The organism is Rhizobium subbaraonis (assembly GCF_900220975.1).
GTDB lineage: Bacteria > Pseudomonadota > Alphaproteobacteria > Rhizobiales > Rhizobiaceae > Mycoplana > Mycoplana subbaraonis.
Genome location: NZ_OBQD01000015.1, coordinates 105,495 through 123,133, shown reverse-complemented (window position 1 = coordinate 123,133; position 17,639 = coordinate 105,495). Strand labels below are relative to the sequence as shown.

Sequence of the window (17,639 nt, the reverse complement as noted above, 5' to 3'; positions counted from 1 at the left end):
TGCCCGACAATTCCACGCTCGCTGCTCCCAGATTCTCACCGGGGCGGTGAAGCGTGGTCGTCCCGAGGATAAGATTGACCGCATCGGAACGCCCAGGGCCGGCAGCATAGCCGTGGTTCAGCCCCCCTGCAGCCGAAGCCGATTCCGAAACCTCTCGGCCGTCCGGCCAGGAACACGCTTCTTCATGACGCTTTCTCTTTCGTTTCGCGAGCCAAGTCTTCGCGGGACGGATCAGACGGCGCCATATTGCGCGTCCGTGACCTTCTCCATCCACTCGACCGCCTTGCCGTCGAGGGCCTCCTGGATGGCGATATGGGTCATCGCCGTCGCCGGACCAGCACCATGCCAGTGTTTTTCACCGGGCTCGAACCAGACAACGTCGCCGGGCCGGATCTCCTCGACCGGGCCGCCCTCGCGCTGCACGCGGCCGCAACCGGCCGTAACGAGCAGCACCTGCCCGAGCGGATGCGTGTGCCAGGCGGTGCGCGCGCCGGGCTCGAACGTCACCGCATTGCCTGCCGCCCGCGCAGGCGAGCTGGCGGGAAAGAGCGGATCGATGCGGACGCTTCCGGTGAACCAGTCCGATGGCCCCTTGGTCGAAGCCTGAGTTCCTGCGCGGCGAATTTCCATGGGGTGTTCCTTCCTGACCGATGCCGGCGACTTTGCGCCATTCGCGTCCACCATAGCACCTGTCCTGCGGTGCGATTAGCCAGTGGAGATCGCATGTACTTATGAATGAGCCTCATCAATGCTGCGGGAAAACCTGGATGATCTCCTGCGGTCGCGACCGTGACTCGCGAACGGGCTCCGCGCGCGCTGCCCAGGCTGCATCGGTTTCTTCGAACGATGCCTCTTGTGCGCCTGCGCCGTATCAGGTCAGCGGCCGTCAGCAAGGCTGGCACACGCTCGTGCTCAAGGGGGCGGCTCCTGTCCGGGAAAACAACGGATGCCGTGTCATCGGGTACAAGATGAACAGCAAGATCAGCCATGCGATGATGACGTCGCGAAAATCCATTGGATTTTCAGAAGTGCTACACAACAGGAGTTTGGGAAGATATCGATAGCCTCGTTCGTCACGAGGCATGTCTCAGGGACAAACCGTTACCTGTGGGTCCGGGTCGGACAAGTGGAGAAATGGTACGGTTGGGGGGTCTCGAACCTCCGACCTCAGGTGCCACAAACCTGCGCTCTAACCAACTGAGCTACAACCGCACTCAAAGCGCCTTGGCGCTTTGGCGTTCACATACGGGCAGGCAGACGAGATTGCAAGCCCCTAGTTGACCGATCCATATTAAAAAGGGCCGGACATGGCGTCCAGCCCTTTTCTGCCCCTAGCGTCCGGCTCGGCGCTTCAAGCGAGCGCGAGGCAGACGCCGTCCTGATGAATATGCTCAGGCGGCCTTGAAGGTCTTCAGCGCCTTTTCGGCTGCCGACTTGCCGGGCTCGGCAACCTTCTCGGCAACCTTGCGGGTTGCTTCCTGCATGGTCTTTGCCTGTTCGACGACGACTTCGGCCTGCTTGCGCAGGAAGGCAGTCTGCAGCTCGAACAGTTCGGAGACGGACTTCACGCCAAGCAGCGCTTCCATATGCGAAAGCGAGCTCTCGGCATTGGTGCGCAGCGCGTCGATGGCGGCAAGGCCGAGTTCGACGGTGCCGGCCTGAGCGTTTTCGAGGGTTGCCTCGACGACCTTCGTCGCGTCTTCGGTGGCGGTCTTCAGCTTGGAATAGGCTTCCTTGCTCTGAACGGCGCCCTTCTCGGCAAACTCGCGGAAGCTGTCGGATACCTTGGCCGGGTCGAATGCGGCAAAGGAGAATACGTCATCGGTCTTCTTAACTGCCATTTCAATCGTCCTTGATACAGCCCTCGCAACGAGGGCCTGATTGCGGAATGAGTTGCTTATATACGATCTTATTGTGCGTTGCAACATTATTGTGCGGCGCACAACGTTAACCCTTCCGGCTGAAAGAGCGGGACGGCGAGAGCGGCGAAGCTGGACCCGTGCAGTGCCCGCCGCTATTAATAAAGCGTTAAGCGTGCGGCGGTGGCCGCCGGGAACCCATGACAGGCTGCCGATGTCCGCTCATCAGTACCCCTTTATAGACGTCGCCGTGCACGAACGGGTGCGCCTTCCGTTCGCCCGTGGCGAGGCGGTGGTGCTGTTTTCGCTCGATATGCAGAGTGTTCTCTGGGCGAACGGCCGCGGCGCCGCGCTCTTCGGCCACATGTCGATCTACGATTTTCTCGACGCGCCCCTGCCCACCGGCGACGTGGTATTCCGCCAGCTTGCAGCCGCCGCGCGGCAACTGCCGCATAGCGGGATCGGGCGCAGCATGCTTTTGCGCATTGGCACCGGATATCGCGGCCTGCCGGTAAACACCCATGTCGAGCGCATCACGCTCCAGCCGGGCCAGGACGCCATCCTCTTCAGCACGCCTTCGGCAAGAACGGGCGAGACGATCGCGCAGCGGGCCGCTTCGCTGCTGGTCGGTTTCGACGATCCGGATACGCACATGGCGGTTCTCGGCGACGACGGGGCCATCGTCGCCGCCTCGCCCGGCTTCGGCCGCCTCGGGATCAGCGAGGAGGCGCGGCGACGGATGGTGGAGGCTGCCAGGCGCGAGACCGACGGGCTCATCAAGCGCCCGGTGCCAACCGGCAAGGGCCTCCTGCCTGCCGCCCTCGGCCGGATTTCCGACGAACCGGCCCTCAACCTGCTTTTCGCCGTCGAAACCATTCTCGGCCACATGGACCCGGAACAGGAGACCGGCGGCGCGGCTCCTGCAGACGCGGCCTCGACGAGAGAAGGCGCATCCCTCTCAAGCGATATCGTGGCGGACGGCCTCGCGGAATTGCCGGCAGCCGGAGAGCCGATGCAGGCGCAAGAGCCGGCCGAAGCCATAGAGACGGTTCCGGTGGAAGGGCGCGAACCTCCTCCGGCAGTCGAACCGGTTGCGGACGTTTCGACGGAGCTGCCGGCCGATGACATTCCTGTTGATGCCACGGGCGATGCTCCCGAAAGCGACATCGCGCCCGCCCCTGCGACTACCGACGCCGACATTCCGGCCCAGGCGGCACAGCCTGGGGGCGAAGACGACGCGCGTCCGGCGCTTCAGAGCCATACCGAACCAGCAGCCGCCAAGCCCGAACGGTCGATCCGCCCTGTCCGTTTTGTCTGGAAGATCGATGCGGAAGGCGTATTCAGCGAGCTCTCCGACGAGTTCGCCGCGGTCGTCGGAGAGCATGCGGCCGACGTGATCGGCGTGCAGTTTACGGAGGTCGCCCGCCGATTCGGTTTCGATACGGACGGTGCGATCGCGGAACAGCTGCACCGACGCGACACCTGGTCGGGCAAGACGATCCAGTGGCCGATCGAGGGAACGAACCTGCTCGTGCCCGTCGATCTGGCAGCCCTTCCCACCTATTCGCGTAGCCGCGAATTCGACGGGTTCCGCGGCTTCGGCATCGTTCGGATCGCGGACGCCGTTGAAGATCCAAACGGGCTTGGCCTCAAGATCGGCGCCCACGACGTCCCGGACGTAGACGATTTCGGACAGGCAGACATTTCGACCGACGACGCGCCGGGCGACATGCCGGACGACTTGGCGGACGCGGCGCATGGCGAAATCTCGCCACCGCCTTCGGTGCTCGACGAGTTGCTGGAAGAGGAAATGGAGGGCGAGGCGCCTGCCTCCTCTGAAGAGACCGTCGCGCTCATCGCCGACAGTCCAGACCATACCGAGGCCGACGACCAATTCCGTGGCGAGCGTCCTGCCCTTCGCCTCGTCGAACCCGCCGCCCGCCGCCAGTCGGACAAGGTCGTCCAGCTGGACGATCGACGCGGACGCTCCGCCCTGACCAGCGGCGAGCAAGCCGCCTTCCGCGAGATCGCCCGCCAGCTCGGCGAGACGTTCGGCAAGCGCCAGCCCGGCGATGTCCCGCAGCAGGACCAGCCGGCAGCGCCGCAGGCCGAAGCCGGGCAACACCCGACTATTGGGAGCAAGGCCGAGTCCGCTGCTGCAAATCCTCCCGCGGCCGAGGCCGCCGCCAGGGCGCAGGAACCGACGCAGGCGGACGGGCAGAGCGCGGACGGCGACGAGATCCCCGGCCTCGAGGTCGGGGAACACGCCGACGATGCGCCACCGAAGAGCTTGTCGATCACCGCAGCCAGGACGGCCATGGACTACGGGCTGACGGCATCGGTCGTCGACGCCTTGCCGTTGGCGCTCCTGATCCATGCGGGCGACCGGATGATCCACGCCAATCCGGAATTCCTCGCACTTACCGGCTTTGCCTCGCTGGACGAACTGGAGCAGGCCGGCGGACTGGATATCCTGCTGGACCAGCCGGAAGAGGAAGACGCGGCCCAGCCGGGCTCGATGCTGCTGCACCATGCGGACGGCGTCACGGCCACGCCCGTCACTGCGCGCCTGCAATCCATCCGCTGGGAAAGCGGCACCGCGCTCATGCTTGCACTTTCGCCGGCAGCACCGTTTGAGGCAGAAGCGCCAGCGGTCGAGGCCACTGTCGCCGAATCTGCCAATCTTTCAGCGCTTCGCAACGAAGCCAACGAGCTGCGTTCCATTCTCGAAACCGCGACCGATGGCGTCGTCGTGGTGGACCAGGAAGGCGAGATCCGCTCGATCAACCGCTCGGCAAGCGCGCTGTTCAACTATGACGAGGAAGAGGTGCGCGGAAAGCCGTTCGCCATCCTCTTCGCCCATGAGAGCCAGAAGGCCGTCATCGACTATCTCGCCGGTCTCGCCGGCCACGGCGTCGCGAGTGTGCTGAACGACGGCCGCGAGGTCATCGGCCGGGAGGCCTCCGGCGGCTTCATTCCGCTGTTCATGACGATGGGGCGCCTCTCCTCCTCCAGCGGCTATTGCGCCGTCATCCGCGACATCACCCAGTGGAAACGGACCGAGGAGGAACTGCGCAACGCCAAGCGGGCGGCAGAGACGGCGAACGCGCACAAGAGCGAATTCCTCGCCCGCGTCAGTCACGAGATCCGCACCCCGCTCAACGCCATCATCGGCTTTTCCGACATGATGGCCGGCGAGCGCTTCGGCCCGATCGGCCATCCGCGGTATGTCGAGTATGCCAACGATATCGGCCGGTCCGGCCGGCACGTGCTCGATATCGTCAACGACCTGCTCGACATCTCCAAGATCGAGGCCGGCGAGATGGAGCTCGACTTCACCGCCGTTGGCCTGAACGACACCATCTCCGAGGCGGTCGCGCTGGTCCAGCCACAGGCGAACAGCCAGCGGGTGATCATCCGCACTTCGCTTTCGACGGCGGTTCCGCCAGTCGTGGCGGATCTGCGTTCGATCAAGCAGATCGCCCTCAACATCCTTGCCAACGCGATCCGCTTCACGCCGTCCGGCGGACAGATCGTCGTCTCGACCTCCTATGAGGTGAACGGCAGCGTCGTGCTGCGCATCCGCGACACCGGCGTCGGCATGACGCGCAGCGAACTGGAGCAGGCGATGAAGCCGTTCCGGCAGGTGACGACGGGCGCGCGCAAGCGCGGCGACGGCACCGGGCTCGGCCTGCCGCTGACGAAGGCGATGGTCGATGCGAACCGCGCCCAATTCGCCATCAACTCCAGCCCGAACGAGGGGACGTTGGTGGAAGTCACCTTTCCCTCGCCGCGCGTGTTGGCAGTGTGAGGCAATTGCGCTAGTTCAGTCCGGCGCGGAACAGGCCGTCCGGCCGCAATCGGTTCGCACGTCGCTGCGTTCGGCTGCCTCCACGCCCGAATGAATCTTTCCGCAGGGGAAAGGCGCATGGAAGGACGACAGCGTTGCAGGCAATTTCCCGTTTCGCCCTGATGAAGAAGCGCGTCAAATCGGGGGCCAGCACCCATCGCACGCTGGTCGCGACAGCGCTGTTCACCTCGCTTGTCGTGCTGATGCCGCTGATCGCGATCATCATGATCGCCGCCGGCGGCTCGGGCAGCGACTGGCCGCACCTGATCAATAACGTGCTGCCGCGCGCGACGGTGCGGACCCTCCTGCTTCTCGCAGGCGTCGCGACGGCGACCGCGGTCACCGGCGTCGTGACCGCATGGCTGACGGCGAGCTGCGAATTCCCGCTGCGGCGCTTGCTGACCGTCGCCCTCGTGCTGCCGCTGGCGATCCCTTCCTACCTCTCGGCCTACGCGTTCGGCCAGTTCCTCGACTATACCGGCCCCGTGCAGACCGCGATCCGCACGGTTTTCGGCTTTGCGACGCGGCGGGACTACTGGTTCCCCGAGGTGCGCACCACTGGAGGGGCGGTGCTGGTGCTCGCGAGCGTCCTCTATCCCTATGTGTTCCTCGCCGCACGCGCGATGTTCCTGATGCAGGGCCGCGCTGCCGCCGACGTGGCCCGCACGCTCGGCGCCGGCCCGCTCACCGTCTTCACCAGGGTCCAGATCCCGATGGCGCGACCGGCGATCATGGTCGGCCTGACGCTCGTCGCCATGGAGACGCTGAACGACATCGGCGCGGTGGAGTATCTGGGCGTGCAGACTCTGACATTCTCGATCTTCGATACCTGGCTCAATCGCGGCAGCCTTGCCGGGGCGGCACAGATCGCCTGCGTCATGCTCGTCTTCGTGGCCCTGCTGCTCGTGATAGAACGCGCGGCCCGCCGCCGGCAGCGCTTCGCCAGCAACAAGACCACGGCGGCCGTGGCCGATTCGATCCGCCTCAGGCTGACAGGCTGGAAGCGCTGGGCAGCAGTCGTCGCCTGCCTCCTCCCCCCGGCCCTCGGCTTTGCCATTCCCGTGCTCGTGCTCGGTACCTATGCGCTGCGTCGGCTCGACCAGTTCGCCTCGCTGCGCCTTCTCTCCGCGCTCTGGCACAGCGTGCTGATCTCGTTTTCGACGGCATGCGTCGCCGTGCTGCTCGCCTTCCTGCTCGCCTATGCCGCCCGCACGGCGCGCTCGCCGCTGACCGTCCTTGCCGGCCGCCTCGCCTCGTTCGGCTATGGTGTGCCCGGCACCGTTCTGGCGATGGGCGTGCTCATTCCGCTGGCGCGCTTCGACAACGGCGTCGACGCGGTCATGCGGGAGTGGTTCGGCCTCTCGACGGGGCTGCTTCTGACCGGCAGCGGCGTCGCCATCATTTACGCCTGCACCGTCCGCTTCCTGACGATGGCGGAAGGCACGATCGACGCCGGCTTCCACAAGCTCTCGCCGCATCTGGACATGGCTTCGCGGACGCTGGGGCGCACGAGCGCCCAGACATTGCGCGCGGTGCTGTTGCCGATGATGCGGCCCGCGACGCTGACGGCGGCACTGATGGTGTTCATCGAGGCGATGAAGGAACTGTCGGCCACGATCATGCTGCGCCCGTTCAACTTCAATACGCTGGCGACGCTCGTCTACGAGGATGCGTCTCGGGCCAAGGTGGAAGATGCATCGGTCGCGGCCATGATCATCGTCGCGGCCGGTCTCATCCCCGTCTTCTTCGTCTCACGTTCGCTGAACAGCACGAATGGGGGCAAATAAAAAGCGGGCGACCTTTCGGCCGCCCGTCACAATTCAATGCTGTCCAACCAAAGCGTCAGGATACGACGTCATGCCATGAAGGCGGCAAGGCCGCCGATCGTCCTCACATTGGACGTGCTCAAGTCGCAATGACCATGGCCGCCCGCGCCTTAACAAATCCTTACCTGACGAATTTCAAGCCGCCTCCGGCATTCACTTCTTGGTGAAACTGGTTAATTTCGGCGGCTTGAAATCGTTAACGGCATCAGTGGCTTACGTAGGCAGCGGCAGATCAGTCCTGCAACTGAGGCAGGTTGGCGAACAGTTCCAGCGCCTCCGGATTGGCCAGCGCCTCCTTGTTTTTCACCGGTCTCCCGTGCACGACCTCGCGTACGGCGAGTTCGACGATCTTGCCGGATTTGGTGCGCGGGATGTCGGCGACGGCGACGATCCTGGCGGGCACGTGACGCGGCGAGGCACCGGTGCGGATGCGCGTCCGGATCGCCTTTTCCAGCACCTCGTCCAGGACGTAACCGGGCGCGAGCCTTACGAAGAGAACGACGCGCACATCGTCGTCCCAGTCCTGGCCGATGCACAGGGCTTCGGCCACTTCCTCCATCTGCTCGACCTGGTTGTAGATCTCGGCGGTGCCGATCCGCACGCCGCCGGGATTGAGCGTGGCGTCAGAGCGGCCATGGATCACGATGCCGCCGTGGCTGGTCCACTCGGCGAAATCACCGTGGCACCAGACGTTGTCGAAGCGCTCGAAGTAGGCCGCGCGATACTTGGCGCCGTCCGGGTCGTTCCAGAACATTACCGGCATCGAGGGAAACGCCTTCGTGCAGACAAGCTCGCCCTTCTCCTGGCGGACCGGCCGGCCTTCCTCGTTCCAGACGTCCATCGCAAGGCCGAGGCCGGGGCCCTGAATTTCCCCGCGCCAGACCGGCTTCAGCGGAACACCGAGCACAAAGCAGGAGACGATGTCAGTTCCGCCGGAGATCGAGGCAAGCTGCACGTCGGGCTTGATCCCCTCGTAGACGAAGGTGAAGCCCTCGGGCGACAGGGGTGAACCGGTCGAGGTCAGAAGGCGCAGATCGGAAAGGTCGTGGCTCGTGCGCGGCGTCAGCCCGCCTTTCCTCACGGCGTCGATATACTTCGCCGAGGTGCCGAATACGGCAAAGCCCTCTTCGGCGGCATAGTCGAACAGGACGTTTCCGTCGGGATGGAAGGGAGAGCCGTCATAGAGGCAGAGCGTGGCGCCGACGGCGAGGCCCGAGGCCAGCCAGTTCCACATCATCCAGCCGCAGGTGGTGAAGTAGAAGAGACGTTCGCCTTCGCGCAGGCCGCAATGATAGCGGTGTTCCTTGAGGTGCTGCAGAAGCGTGCCGCCGGCGGAATGGACAATGCACTTCGGCACGCCCGTCGTTCCCGACGAGAACAGGATGTAGAGCGGATGGGAAAAGGGCAGCCGGCGATAGGCGACGGCCCGGGCCCCGAACGGTGCGATGAAATCGGCAAGCGTGCTGCCCTTTTCAACCGAAGCGGCAACGGCCACCGCGTCTCCGGCATAGGGGATGACCAGAAGCGGCGCGCCGAGCTTTCCCGCGACCGCCTTGACCTTTTGGCCCACGTCCTGGAGCTTGCCGGCATACCAATAGGCGTCGCAGGCTATGAACAGCTTCGGCTCGATCTGGCCGAAGCGGTCCAGCACACCCTGCTCGCCGAAATCGGGCGAGCACGACGACCAGATGGCGCCGAGGGAGGCGACGGCAAGCATGCAGGCGATGGTTTCAGGCATGTTCGGCATCATGGCGGCGACCCGGTCGCCCTCCCCGATCCCCATGGCGGCGAGCGCCTGCTGCAGGCGCGAGACGATGGCGTGCAGCTCGTCCCAGCTCCAGCGATAGGACACCCTGTCCTCTCCGCGGAACACCAGCGCATCGTCACGCCCGGTCCGGCGCAGCAGATTCTCGGCGAAATTCAGCGTCGCATCCGGGAAGAATCGAGCATCCAGCATAATGTCGCCGTTGACGAGCGCCCGCTCGCCGCGCGCGCCGATGACCTGACCGTCCTCCCACACGGCAGACCAGAACGCGGCCCGATCCTCTACGGACCAGGCATGAAACTCGTCATATCCGGAAAACCTTCGACCCGCAGTCTTCGCGCAGGCATTCATGAAGAGCGCCATCGGGCTCTTCTCCATGATTTCACGCGACGGCTCCCAAAGCGGCTTTTGTCCGTTCATTTTGTTCCTCCACTCCAATAGAGCCTGTATACCATGGTGCGTTGCAATATAAAGGCGAGACGAAGTGTACAGCCTTGCCGAAAGCGGTATTTCGCGTTCGCATCCATTTGATTTCTTCCGGCCGAAGGCCTATCCCCTTGCGAGGGGGCATGAGACAGAGCATCCGGGGCAACGGACCGACAACGTGATGGGCATTCAAAACAGGTTTCGACCGAAGCTGCTGCTGCTGCTTTTCGTGGTCATGGCGGCGCTCGTGGTCGTGCTGCGCCTGTCGGGGCCGGCGCTCGTCTCTTCGGAGCGCGTGAAAGATCAAATCGAAGCCAAGGTATCCGCCTGGACCGGGGCGCAGCTGAGTTTCAGCGGCACGCCGACCTTCACTTTTTGGCCACATCCGCAGATGCGATTCGAGCACGCTCGCCTGACCGACCCCGCACCGGTGGCGGGCGACGGACTGCTTTTCACCGCCCAGACCGTATCTGTAAGTTTCAGCCTGCTCGGCTCGCTGTTTGGCGCGCCTTCGCTTGGCGAGATGGAGCTCGTCCGTCCCGTCTTCCACATCAGGCGCGACGAACACGGCAAGTTCAACTGGCGCCGCGGCGACGGCATGCGCACTGCGCTCAAGGAGAGCAGTGCGGGCGAACAGGAGACGGCAGCGCCGCTTCCGGAATTCGGTGAGGTTGCCATGCGCGATGGCGCAATCGTGGTCGAAGACCGTCGCCGCGGCGAACAATACCGGATATCCGACGTCGAAGGCAGCATCGACTGGTCTGCCGTTTCGTCGAAACTTGACGTCGCCCTGCAGGGGGTGATCAACAGTGAAGTCGCACGGTTGAAGCTCACCGCCGGCCAGCCGATGCAGCTTCTCAAGGGCCAGAACTCGGCGGTCCGCGTCACCCTTGATTCCGATCCGCTGAGGGTCGATTTCGACGGCACCGCAAACCTGTCGGCAAACGCCTACGCCGCCGGCCAGGTCAAGCTCTCCACCCCCTCCTTCGGACATCTGCTTGCCTGGCAGGGCACCCGCTTTTCGCCCGTTGGCAAGCTCGGCGAAGTGTCCCTCGAAGGCCAGCTCAGCACCAACGGCGCTACGGCCCGGGTGGACGGCCTGATGCTTCAGGTTCAGGAATCGCAGGCCACCGGTGCGCTCGACGTGAGCCTGCCTCCACAAGGGACACCCCGCATCGGCGGAACGATTGCGTTCGACAAAATCGATCTCCGTTCGATGATCGACGCCTATTCGCCGCTGCCGGGCGGAGACGACGACTCCTTACCCGCACCCGTCGCCGCACTTGCGGCGATCGACCTGGACCTGCGCCTGTCCGCGCGCGAAGCTCTCTTCGAGCCCGTCGTGCTCGAAGAGCTTGCGGCCGGCATCCGCTCCGTCGATGGGGACACATCACTCGACATCGCCGACGCCACGCTGCTCGGCGGCAATGTCAGCGGCCATATCTCGGTCATCGGCGACGAGAGGGGCAGCTCCGGCGGCGAACTGCAGGTCTCGCTTCAAAATGCCGACCTCGGTGCGCTGGTGGGCCTTTCCGGACTGTCCGGACCGCTGCCGGTCGGCCGTGGCAGCGCCGACATCAGCCTCTTCACCGATCGCGCCGTATCGGAACTGCAGAGGGGCGACATATCAGGCACCTTCCGGTTCAACCTGGATCAGGGCACGATTTCCAGCTTCGACGCGGAGACCTTCGAAAAGCAGATGGCGGAAAACGCCGTCTTCAATGCGGGCAAGGCCGCGAACGGATCGTTCGATTTCAGCGATGGCCTCATCGAGGGACGGATCGAGCGCGGCCTGGCGGAACTCACCAAGGCCACGTTCGACGGGCGAGACAAGCGGCTCTCGCTGTCCGGCGTGATCCCCTACCACAGCAGAAATGTCGCGCTGGCAGGGTCGCTTGCCGACCGCTTCCAGTCCGAGGACGCGATCGTATCACCGACGATCAATTTCCTCATCGGCGGCTCCTGGCCGGATCCGGTCATCTCTCCCGTATCCGTGCTGACGGAAATCCCCGCGGACTGAAACGGGCCGCCGCCACAGGACTGGCGGCGCGCTGATCCATTGGCGACCCAAGCTGTGGCGGCGCGCCACCATCGTAGAGCCAATCAAAGCGCGCCGGCTCAGGACGTGTCGGCACTGCGCTGTTTTGCACCGTTTTCATGCGTCGCCAGAAAGGTCGCCCCTCGGGAACCGATTTCAACGGCCGGCGACGGCAGCCTGCTCGTCGCGCTGGCGCTGAAGTTCCCGCTGCTTGGTGACAATCGAGGCAATGACGACGCCGATCGCCACGAGCGCGATCAAGAGCGTGCAGGCCGCGTTGATCTCCGGCGTCACCCCCAGTCGCACCTGGCTGTAGATCTTCATTGGCAGCGTCGTGGCGCCGGGACCGGAGGTGAAGCTGGCGATCACGAGATCGTCAAGCGACAACGTGAAGGCCAGCACCCAGCCGGAGAAGACCGCTGGCGCGATGATCGGTAGCGTCACCTCGAAGAAGGTGCGCAGCGGCGTAGCGCCCAGGTCGAGCGCCGCCTCCTCGATCGAACGATCGAAGGACAGCAGGCGCGACTGCACGACGACGGCGACGAAGCACATCGTCAACGTTATGTGGGCCAGCGTCACCGTCCAGAAACCGCGATCGAAGCCGATGGCCACAAACAGCAGCAGAAGCGACAGGCCGGTGATGACCTCGGGCATGACGAGCGGCGCGTAGACCATCCCGGAGAACAGCATCCTGCCGCGGAAGCGCGTGTAGCGCACGAGCGATAGGGCAGCCATGGTCCCGAGAACCGTTGCGATGGTTGCCGACAGGAGGGCAACACGAATTGTCACCCAGGCGGCGTCCATCAGGCCCTGGTTGTTGAAGAGCGAGACGTACCATTTGGTCGAAAAGCCCGCCCAGACCGTAACGAGCTTGGATTCGTTGAACGAGAAGACCACCAGCAGGACGATCGGCAGGTACAGGAAGGCGAAGCCAAGCGCGACCGAGACGATGTTGAAGCGTGACCAGCGTGTCATGGCTTATCTCCCCTTCTCGTCGGCCTTGGCCTGCATGTTCTGGAAGAACACGATCGGGACCACGAGGATCAGCAGGAGCACGGTGGCCACCGCCGCCGAGACTGGCCAGTCACGGTTGGAGTTGAACTCGTTCCACAGCGTCTTGCCGATCATCAGCGTCTGCGAACCGCCAAGCAGATCGGGAATGACGAACTCGCCGACGGCAGGGATGAAGACGAGCATGCAGCCCGCCACGACACCGGCCAGCGACAGCGGGAACGTAACTTTCCAGAATGCGGTGATCGGCGGGCAGCCGAGGTCCTGCGCGGCCTCGATCAGCGAATGATCCATCTTTTCCAGGGCCGAGTAGATCGGCAGGATCATGAAGGGCAGGTAGGAATAGACGATGCCGATATAGATCGCCCAATTGGTGTTGAGAATGATCAGCGGCTCGCTGATGATGCCGACAGACAGCAGCAACTGGTTCAGGAGGCCTTCCGGCTTCAGAATGGCGATCCACGCATAGACGCGGATCAGGAAGCTCGTCCAGAAGGGCAGGATCACCAGCATCAGCAGCGTAGGTCGCCAGGTGCGCGGCGCTTGCGCCATGCCATAGGCGATCGGATAGGCGATCAGCAGCGTCAGCAGCGTCGATATGCCGGCGATCTTGATACTCGACAGATAGGCGTTGAGATAGAGCGCGTCCTCGGTCAGCCAGACGAAATTGTCGAAGCTCAACTGGCGGATATTGTCGATGATGCCGGAGAGCCCGTCTGCCAGCGAGAAGACCGGTTCGTAGGGCGGCTGGGCGATCGCCGTCGTCGATAGCGATATGCGAAAGACGATGACAAAGGGAACGAGGAAGAAGAGCAGCAGCCAGACATAAGGAACGATGATGACGAGGCGGCTGAAGATGGAGGATCCGAGCGCCTTCATGGTTCAATCCCTCAAGACGACGCCGGCGGTCTCGGCGAAGGAGACCCAGACCTTTTCGTCGTAGCCGATGGGGTTTTCCACCTCGCGCTGTGCGTTCAGCATCGAGGTCTTGACCACCTTGCCGCTCGGAAGCTTGATGTGCAGCACGGTCATGTCGCCAAGATATGCGATATCCCAGATCTCGCCCTCGGAAGTGTTGACGGCCGGATCGGCGGGTGCGGTGCGGCTGACCTTGAGCTTCTCGGGACGGATGGCGAAAGCGGCGCTCGTGCCGACCGAGGGGGCGGCATCGCTGACGGCCCGAACGGTAAAGTCGCCGCCGGCAAGCTCCACGCGGCCGTTGCCGGCCGCCTTCACGTTGCCTTCCAGGATGTTCACGTCGCCGATGAAGTCTGCGACGAAGCGCGAATTCGGCGCCTCGTAGATCTCCGCCGGGGTCGCGACCTGGACGACCTTGCCGTGGCTCATCACCGCGATGCGGTCCGCCATCGTCATCGCCTCCTCCTGGTCGTGCGTCACCACGACGAAGGTCAGGCCGAGCTGTTGCTGCAGATCCATCAGTTCGAACTGCGTTTCCTCGCGCAGCTTCTTGTCGAGCGCGCCGAGCGGTTCGTCCAGCAGGAGCACCTTGGGCCGCTTGGCGAGCGAACGGGCGAGCGCCACGCGCTGGCGCTGGCCGCCCGAGAGCTGCTGCGGCTTGCGCTTGGCGAACTGCTCGAGCTTGACCAGCTTGAGCATCTGCTGGACGCGTTCGCCAATCTCCGCCTTTGGCATGCCGTCCTGGCGCAGTCCGAAACCGATATTGCTCTCGACCGTCATGTGCGGAAACAGCGCGTAGGACTGGAACATCATGTTGACCGGCCGCTTGTAGGGCGGGATGGCTGCGATATCCTGGCCGTCCAGGATGATCTCGCCGGAGGTGGGGCGCTCGAAGCCTGCGAGCATGCGCAGAAGCGTGGACTTGCCGCAGCCGGAAGCGCCGAGAAGCGCGAAGAACTCGCGGTGGTAGATATCGAGGGTCAGGTTGTCGACGGCGGTGAAATCACCAAACTTCTTCGTGATGTTCCTGAACGAGATGAAAGGCTTGGACTGAGGATCCGCCCATGGCGCGAATGAGCGGCGGATATTGCCGAGTGATTTCATTGACTGCCCCCGGTTGTTTTCGTTCGATATCTGCACGATCCCGTCCGGAAGTCGATTTCGACCGCCTATCGTGCACTGGACGCTCAACAGCAAATTGCCCGGAAGGATATCCGGGCAATTTGTATCTCGTGCATTACTGGCCGGTGACGACCTTGGTCCAGATGCGGGTCACAACCCGCTGCGTCTTCGGATCGTAGGGCAGCTTCGTGTAGAGCTTCTTCATCACGTCTTCCGGCGGATAGATCGCCGGATCGTCGATGATCTCCTTGTCGATGAAGGCCTGCGACGCCTTGTTGCCGTTTGCGTAGAAGATGTAGTTCGACGCCTTGGCCGCGACTTCCGGCCTCATGATGTAGTTGATGAACTCATGCGCCTCCTCGACATGCGGGGCATCCGTCGGGATCGCCATCATGTCGAACCACATCAGGGCGCCGCCGTCGGGGATGGTGTAGTTCACCTCTACACCCGCGCCGGCCTCGGCCGCACGGTCGCGCGCCTGCAGGATGTCGCCGGACCAGCCGAGCGCCAGGCAGATGTCGCCGTTGGCGAGTGCGTTGATGTATTCCGACGAGTGGAACTTGCGGATGAACGGACGCACCGATTCCAGCAGCGCACCGGCCTTTTCCAGATCGGCCGTGTCCTTGGAATTGGGGTCGAGGCCCAGGTAGTTCAACGCCGCCGGAACAATCTCGTCAGCCGTATCCAGAACGTAGATGCCGCAATCCTTGAACTTCGCGGCGATCTCCGGATTGAAGATCACGTCCCAGCCCGGAGCCGCATCGCTGCCGAGGATCTCCTTGGCCTTCTTCACGTTATAGCCGATGCCGGTGGTGCCCCACATATAGTCGATGGCGTATTCGTTGCCCGGGTCATAGGCTGCGACGCGCTGCGAGACTTCGTCCCACATGTTGGAAAGGTTCGGCAACTTCGACTTGTCCAGCTTCTGAAAGACGCCGGCCTGAATCTGCCGCTGCAGGAAGTTTCCGGTAGGTACGACGACGTCATAGCCGGTGCCCCCGGCGAGCAGCTTGGTTTCAAGCGTCTCGTTGGAATCAAAGACGTCGTAGACGACCTTGATGCCGGTCTCCTTGGTGAAGTCGGCCAGGATCGATTCATCTATGTAATCGGACCAGTTGTAGACATTGACAACTCTGTCTTGCGCCTCGGCCTGCACGCCAATCACAGCGCTCAGGGCAATCACAGCGGCGGTCGCCAAAAGGTTACGTCTTTTCATGCATGTAACTCCCAGTTTTATCGGTTCCCCGAGTGGCGGTTCTTTATTGATTATCTTTCTTTTTCAACGCGCGACAAGCTTCATTCTCACGTAAAGCTTTGTCAATTTGATATCACAATCCCACCATTCGTATCATATTTGAAATCGCTTTGATAACGGAATGCAAGCGGAAATTCATTGAAAATCGAAGAGACTGAGCCCGGCCACCATCTCATCGAGCCCCAGAGGGCGCGTCACGGGCGGCTCGGCACGGGCCAGACAGCCCTGTCGTTCACAGAAGCGACACGCGGTTCCGGCGGCAACCGGCGGGAGGGCTGCAACCGCCTCCCCATAGACCGTTTCCTTTGCAAGGGACGCCTCGCAACCAACAAGGATCGCCGTGCGCCGCACCCGTTCGCCGAACGTGGCCTGCGGGCCTTCGACGGTTCTCGACAAGGCGAGAAAGCCGAACCCGTCAGGCATTTCGAGGCGGTCGACGAGGATCTGTCCCGGCTGCGCAAAGGCAGCATGCACATTGAGCTTGGGACACCCGCCGCCGAAGCGTGCCTGCGGGAAGCCCTGTGCGCCCGCCCGGCGCAGGCGGTGACCGGCATTGTCCACCTCCAGCAGGAAGAAGGGGATCGCCGCCTGCCCCTGACGCTGCAGCGTGGTCAGCCGGTTTGCCACCTGTTCGAAGGAAACCGCAAAGCGCGCCCGCAAGACGTCGAGATCGAAACGCGCCCGCTGGGCGGCGGCGAAAAAGGCATCGTAGGGCATCATCAGGGCGTGGGCGCCGTATCTGGCGAGCTCGAAGCGGGCGATCCGGCGCGCCTCGCTGCCGGATAGCGCGAGACCGCCCAGCGCCTGCGCAATCTGGTCATTCAATGCGATCTGCGCCACCTCCATCGCCACCTCGCCCAGCTGGCCGTGATGCGAAAGCCGCTCCGACAGGAACAGGCGCATGGAATGCCGATCGAACCGCCGGCGCAGGGTCGGCATCGTATGGATCGGCAGCACGCGCACGACCACACCGTGCTCCTTTCTCAGCCACGTCTTGAGCGCGCCCAGCAGATCGTCGCCCGGAGCAAGTGCTGCATGGAAGGCCTCCGCGGCCACATCGATACCGTCGAAGTAGTTCGCCCGCTGCTCCAGCGCCTCGCGCACCTCGTCCATCGGCAGGCGTGCGCCGGCGATCGCAGTCGCCCGCCCCTCGCTCGCCAGGAGATCGGCGAGATCGGAAAGGCGCGACGCCTGCTCGCGATAGGCGCGGTAGAGCTTGAGAATGCCGCCGGCAACATTCGGCGCGGCTTCGGCCACCTCGACCAGTTCCAGATCGCCCGGCAATTCGCCGGAGAGAAGCGGGTCTGCGAACACGTCGCGCAATTGCCGGATGCTGCCGCCCGCCTCGCCCTGGAGATCCTCGATGTCGACCTTGTAGACGGATGCGAGCCGCAACAGCAGCTGCACCGTCAGCGGCCGCTGGTTCCGCTCGATCAGGTTGAGATAGGAGGGCGAGATCGACAGCGCTTCCGCCATGGCCGTCTGCGTCAGCCCGAGCGTGTTGCGGATGCGGCGGACCTTCGGGCCCGCAAAGATCTTGTTCTCGGCCATTGTCAATCCTTTGACACT

The 17,639-nt window shown here is 63.6% G+C and carries 11 protein-coding genes and 1 tRNA gene; 3 read left to right on the top strand and 9 right to left on the bottom strand.

Annotated features, from left to right (window positions below; translation table 11 throughout):
• Positions 1-231: 231 nt before the first annotated feature.
• The 3 genes from CRO48_RS21915 to CRO48_RS21905 all read right to left on the bottom strand — a co-directional run bounded on the left by CRO48_RS21915 (position 232) and on the right by CRO48_RS21905 (position 1,841).
• A complete protein-coding gene (locus tag CRO48_RS21915; protein ID WP_097142038.1) occupies positions 232-630 on the bottom strand; it encodes a (R)-mandelonitrile lyase in 399 nt (132 codons plus the stop codon).
• Between the two features lie 505 nt (positions 631-1,135).
• Positions 1,136-1,212: transfer RNA gene (locus tag CRO48_RS21910), tRNA-His, on the bottom strand.
• Positions 1,213-1,391: 179 nt separating this feature from the next.
• Positions 1,392-1,841 (bottom strand): phasin, encoded by a 450-nt coding sequence (locus tag CRO48_RS21905; RefSeq protein ID WP_097141995.1) that lies wholly within the window; start codon positions 1,839-1,841, stop codon positions 1,392-1,394.
• A 232-nt stretch (positions 1,842-2,073) separates the two neighbouring features.
• Between CRO48_RS21905 and CRO48_RS21900 the strand changes: the two genes are divergently transcribed.
• Complete coding sequence (locus CRO48_RS21900; protein ID WP_097141994.1) at positions 2,074-5,670, top strand: PAS domain S-box protein; 3,597 nt, start codon at positions 2,074-2,076, stop codon at positions 5,668-5,670.
• Positions 5,671-5,912: 242 nt separating this feature from the next.
• On the top strand, positions 5,913-7,496 hold the full coding sequence (locus CRO48_RS21895) for an ABC transporter permease (RefSeq protein ID WP_245423622.1): 1,584 nt from the start codon (positions 5,913-5,915) through the stop codon (positions 7,494-7,496).
• A 271-nt stretch (positions 7,497-7,767) separates the two neighbouring features.
• On the opposite strand, the gene CRO48_RS21890 is transcribed toward CRO48_RS21895, so the two are convergent.
• Complete coding sequence (locus CRO48_RS21890; protein WP_097141993.1) at positions 7,768-9,720, bottom strand: acetoacetate--CoA ligase; 1,953 nt, start codon at positions 9,718-9,720, stop codon at positions 7,768-7,770.
• 187 nt (positions 9,721-9,907) lie between these two features.
• Here CRO48_RS21890 and CRO48_RS21885 point away from each other — a divergent pair, with 187 nt between their 5' ends.
• The gene (locus tag CRO48_RS21885) at positions 9,908-11,746 is read left to right on the top strand and encodes an AsmA family protein (RefSeq protein ID WP_141402091.1); all 1,839 of its coding nucleotides are present in this window, start codon (positions 9,908-9,910) and stop codon (positions 11,744-11,746) included.
• Between the two features lie 174 nt (positions 11,747-11,920).
• Here CRO48_RS21885 and CRO48_RS21880 read toward each other — a convergent pair whose 3' ends face one another.
• The 5 genes from CRO48_RS21880 to CRO48_RS21860 all read right to left on the bottom strand — a co-directional run bounded on the left by CRO48_RS21880 (position 11,921) and on the right by CRO48_RS21860 (position 17,621).
• A complete protein-coding gene (locus tag CRO48_RS21880; protein WP_097141991.1) occupies positions 11,921-12,739 on the bottom strand; it encodes an ABC transporter permease in 819 nt (272 codons plus the stop codon).
• A 3-nt stretch (positions 12,740-12,742) separates the two neighbouring features.
• Complete coding sequence (locus tag CRO48_RS21875) at positions 12,743-13,654, bottom strand: ABC transporter permease subunit (protein ID WP_097141990.1); 912 nt, start codon at positions 13,652-13,654, stop codon at positions 12,743-12,745.
• Positions 13,655-13,657: 3 nt separating this feature from the next.
• Positions 13,658-14,797 (bottom strand): ABC transporter ATP-binding protein, encoded by a 1,140-nt coding sequence (locus CRO48_RS21870; RefSeq protein ID WP_097141989.1) that lies wholly within the window; start codon positions 14,795-14,797, stop codon positions 13,658-13,660.
• Positions 14,798-14,930: 133 nt separating this feature from the next.
• The gene (locus tag CRO48_RS21865; protein ID WP_097141988.1) at positions 14,931-16,031 is read right to left on the bottom strand and encodes a polyamine ABC transporter substrate-binding protein; all 1,101 of its coding nucleotides are present in this window, start codon (positions 16,029-16,031) and stop codon (positions 14,931-14,933) included.
• Between the two features lie 174 nt (positions 16,032-16,205).
• Positions 16,206-17,621 (bottom strand): helix-turn-helix domain-containing protein, encoded by a 1,416-nt coding sequence (locus CRO48_RS21860; protein WP_097141987.1) that lies wholly within the window; start codon positions 17,619-17,621, stop codon positions 16,206-16,208.
• Positions 17,622-17,639: the final 18 nt, after the last annotated feature.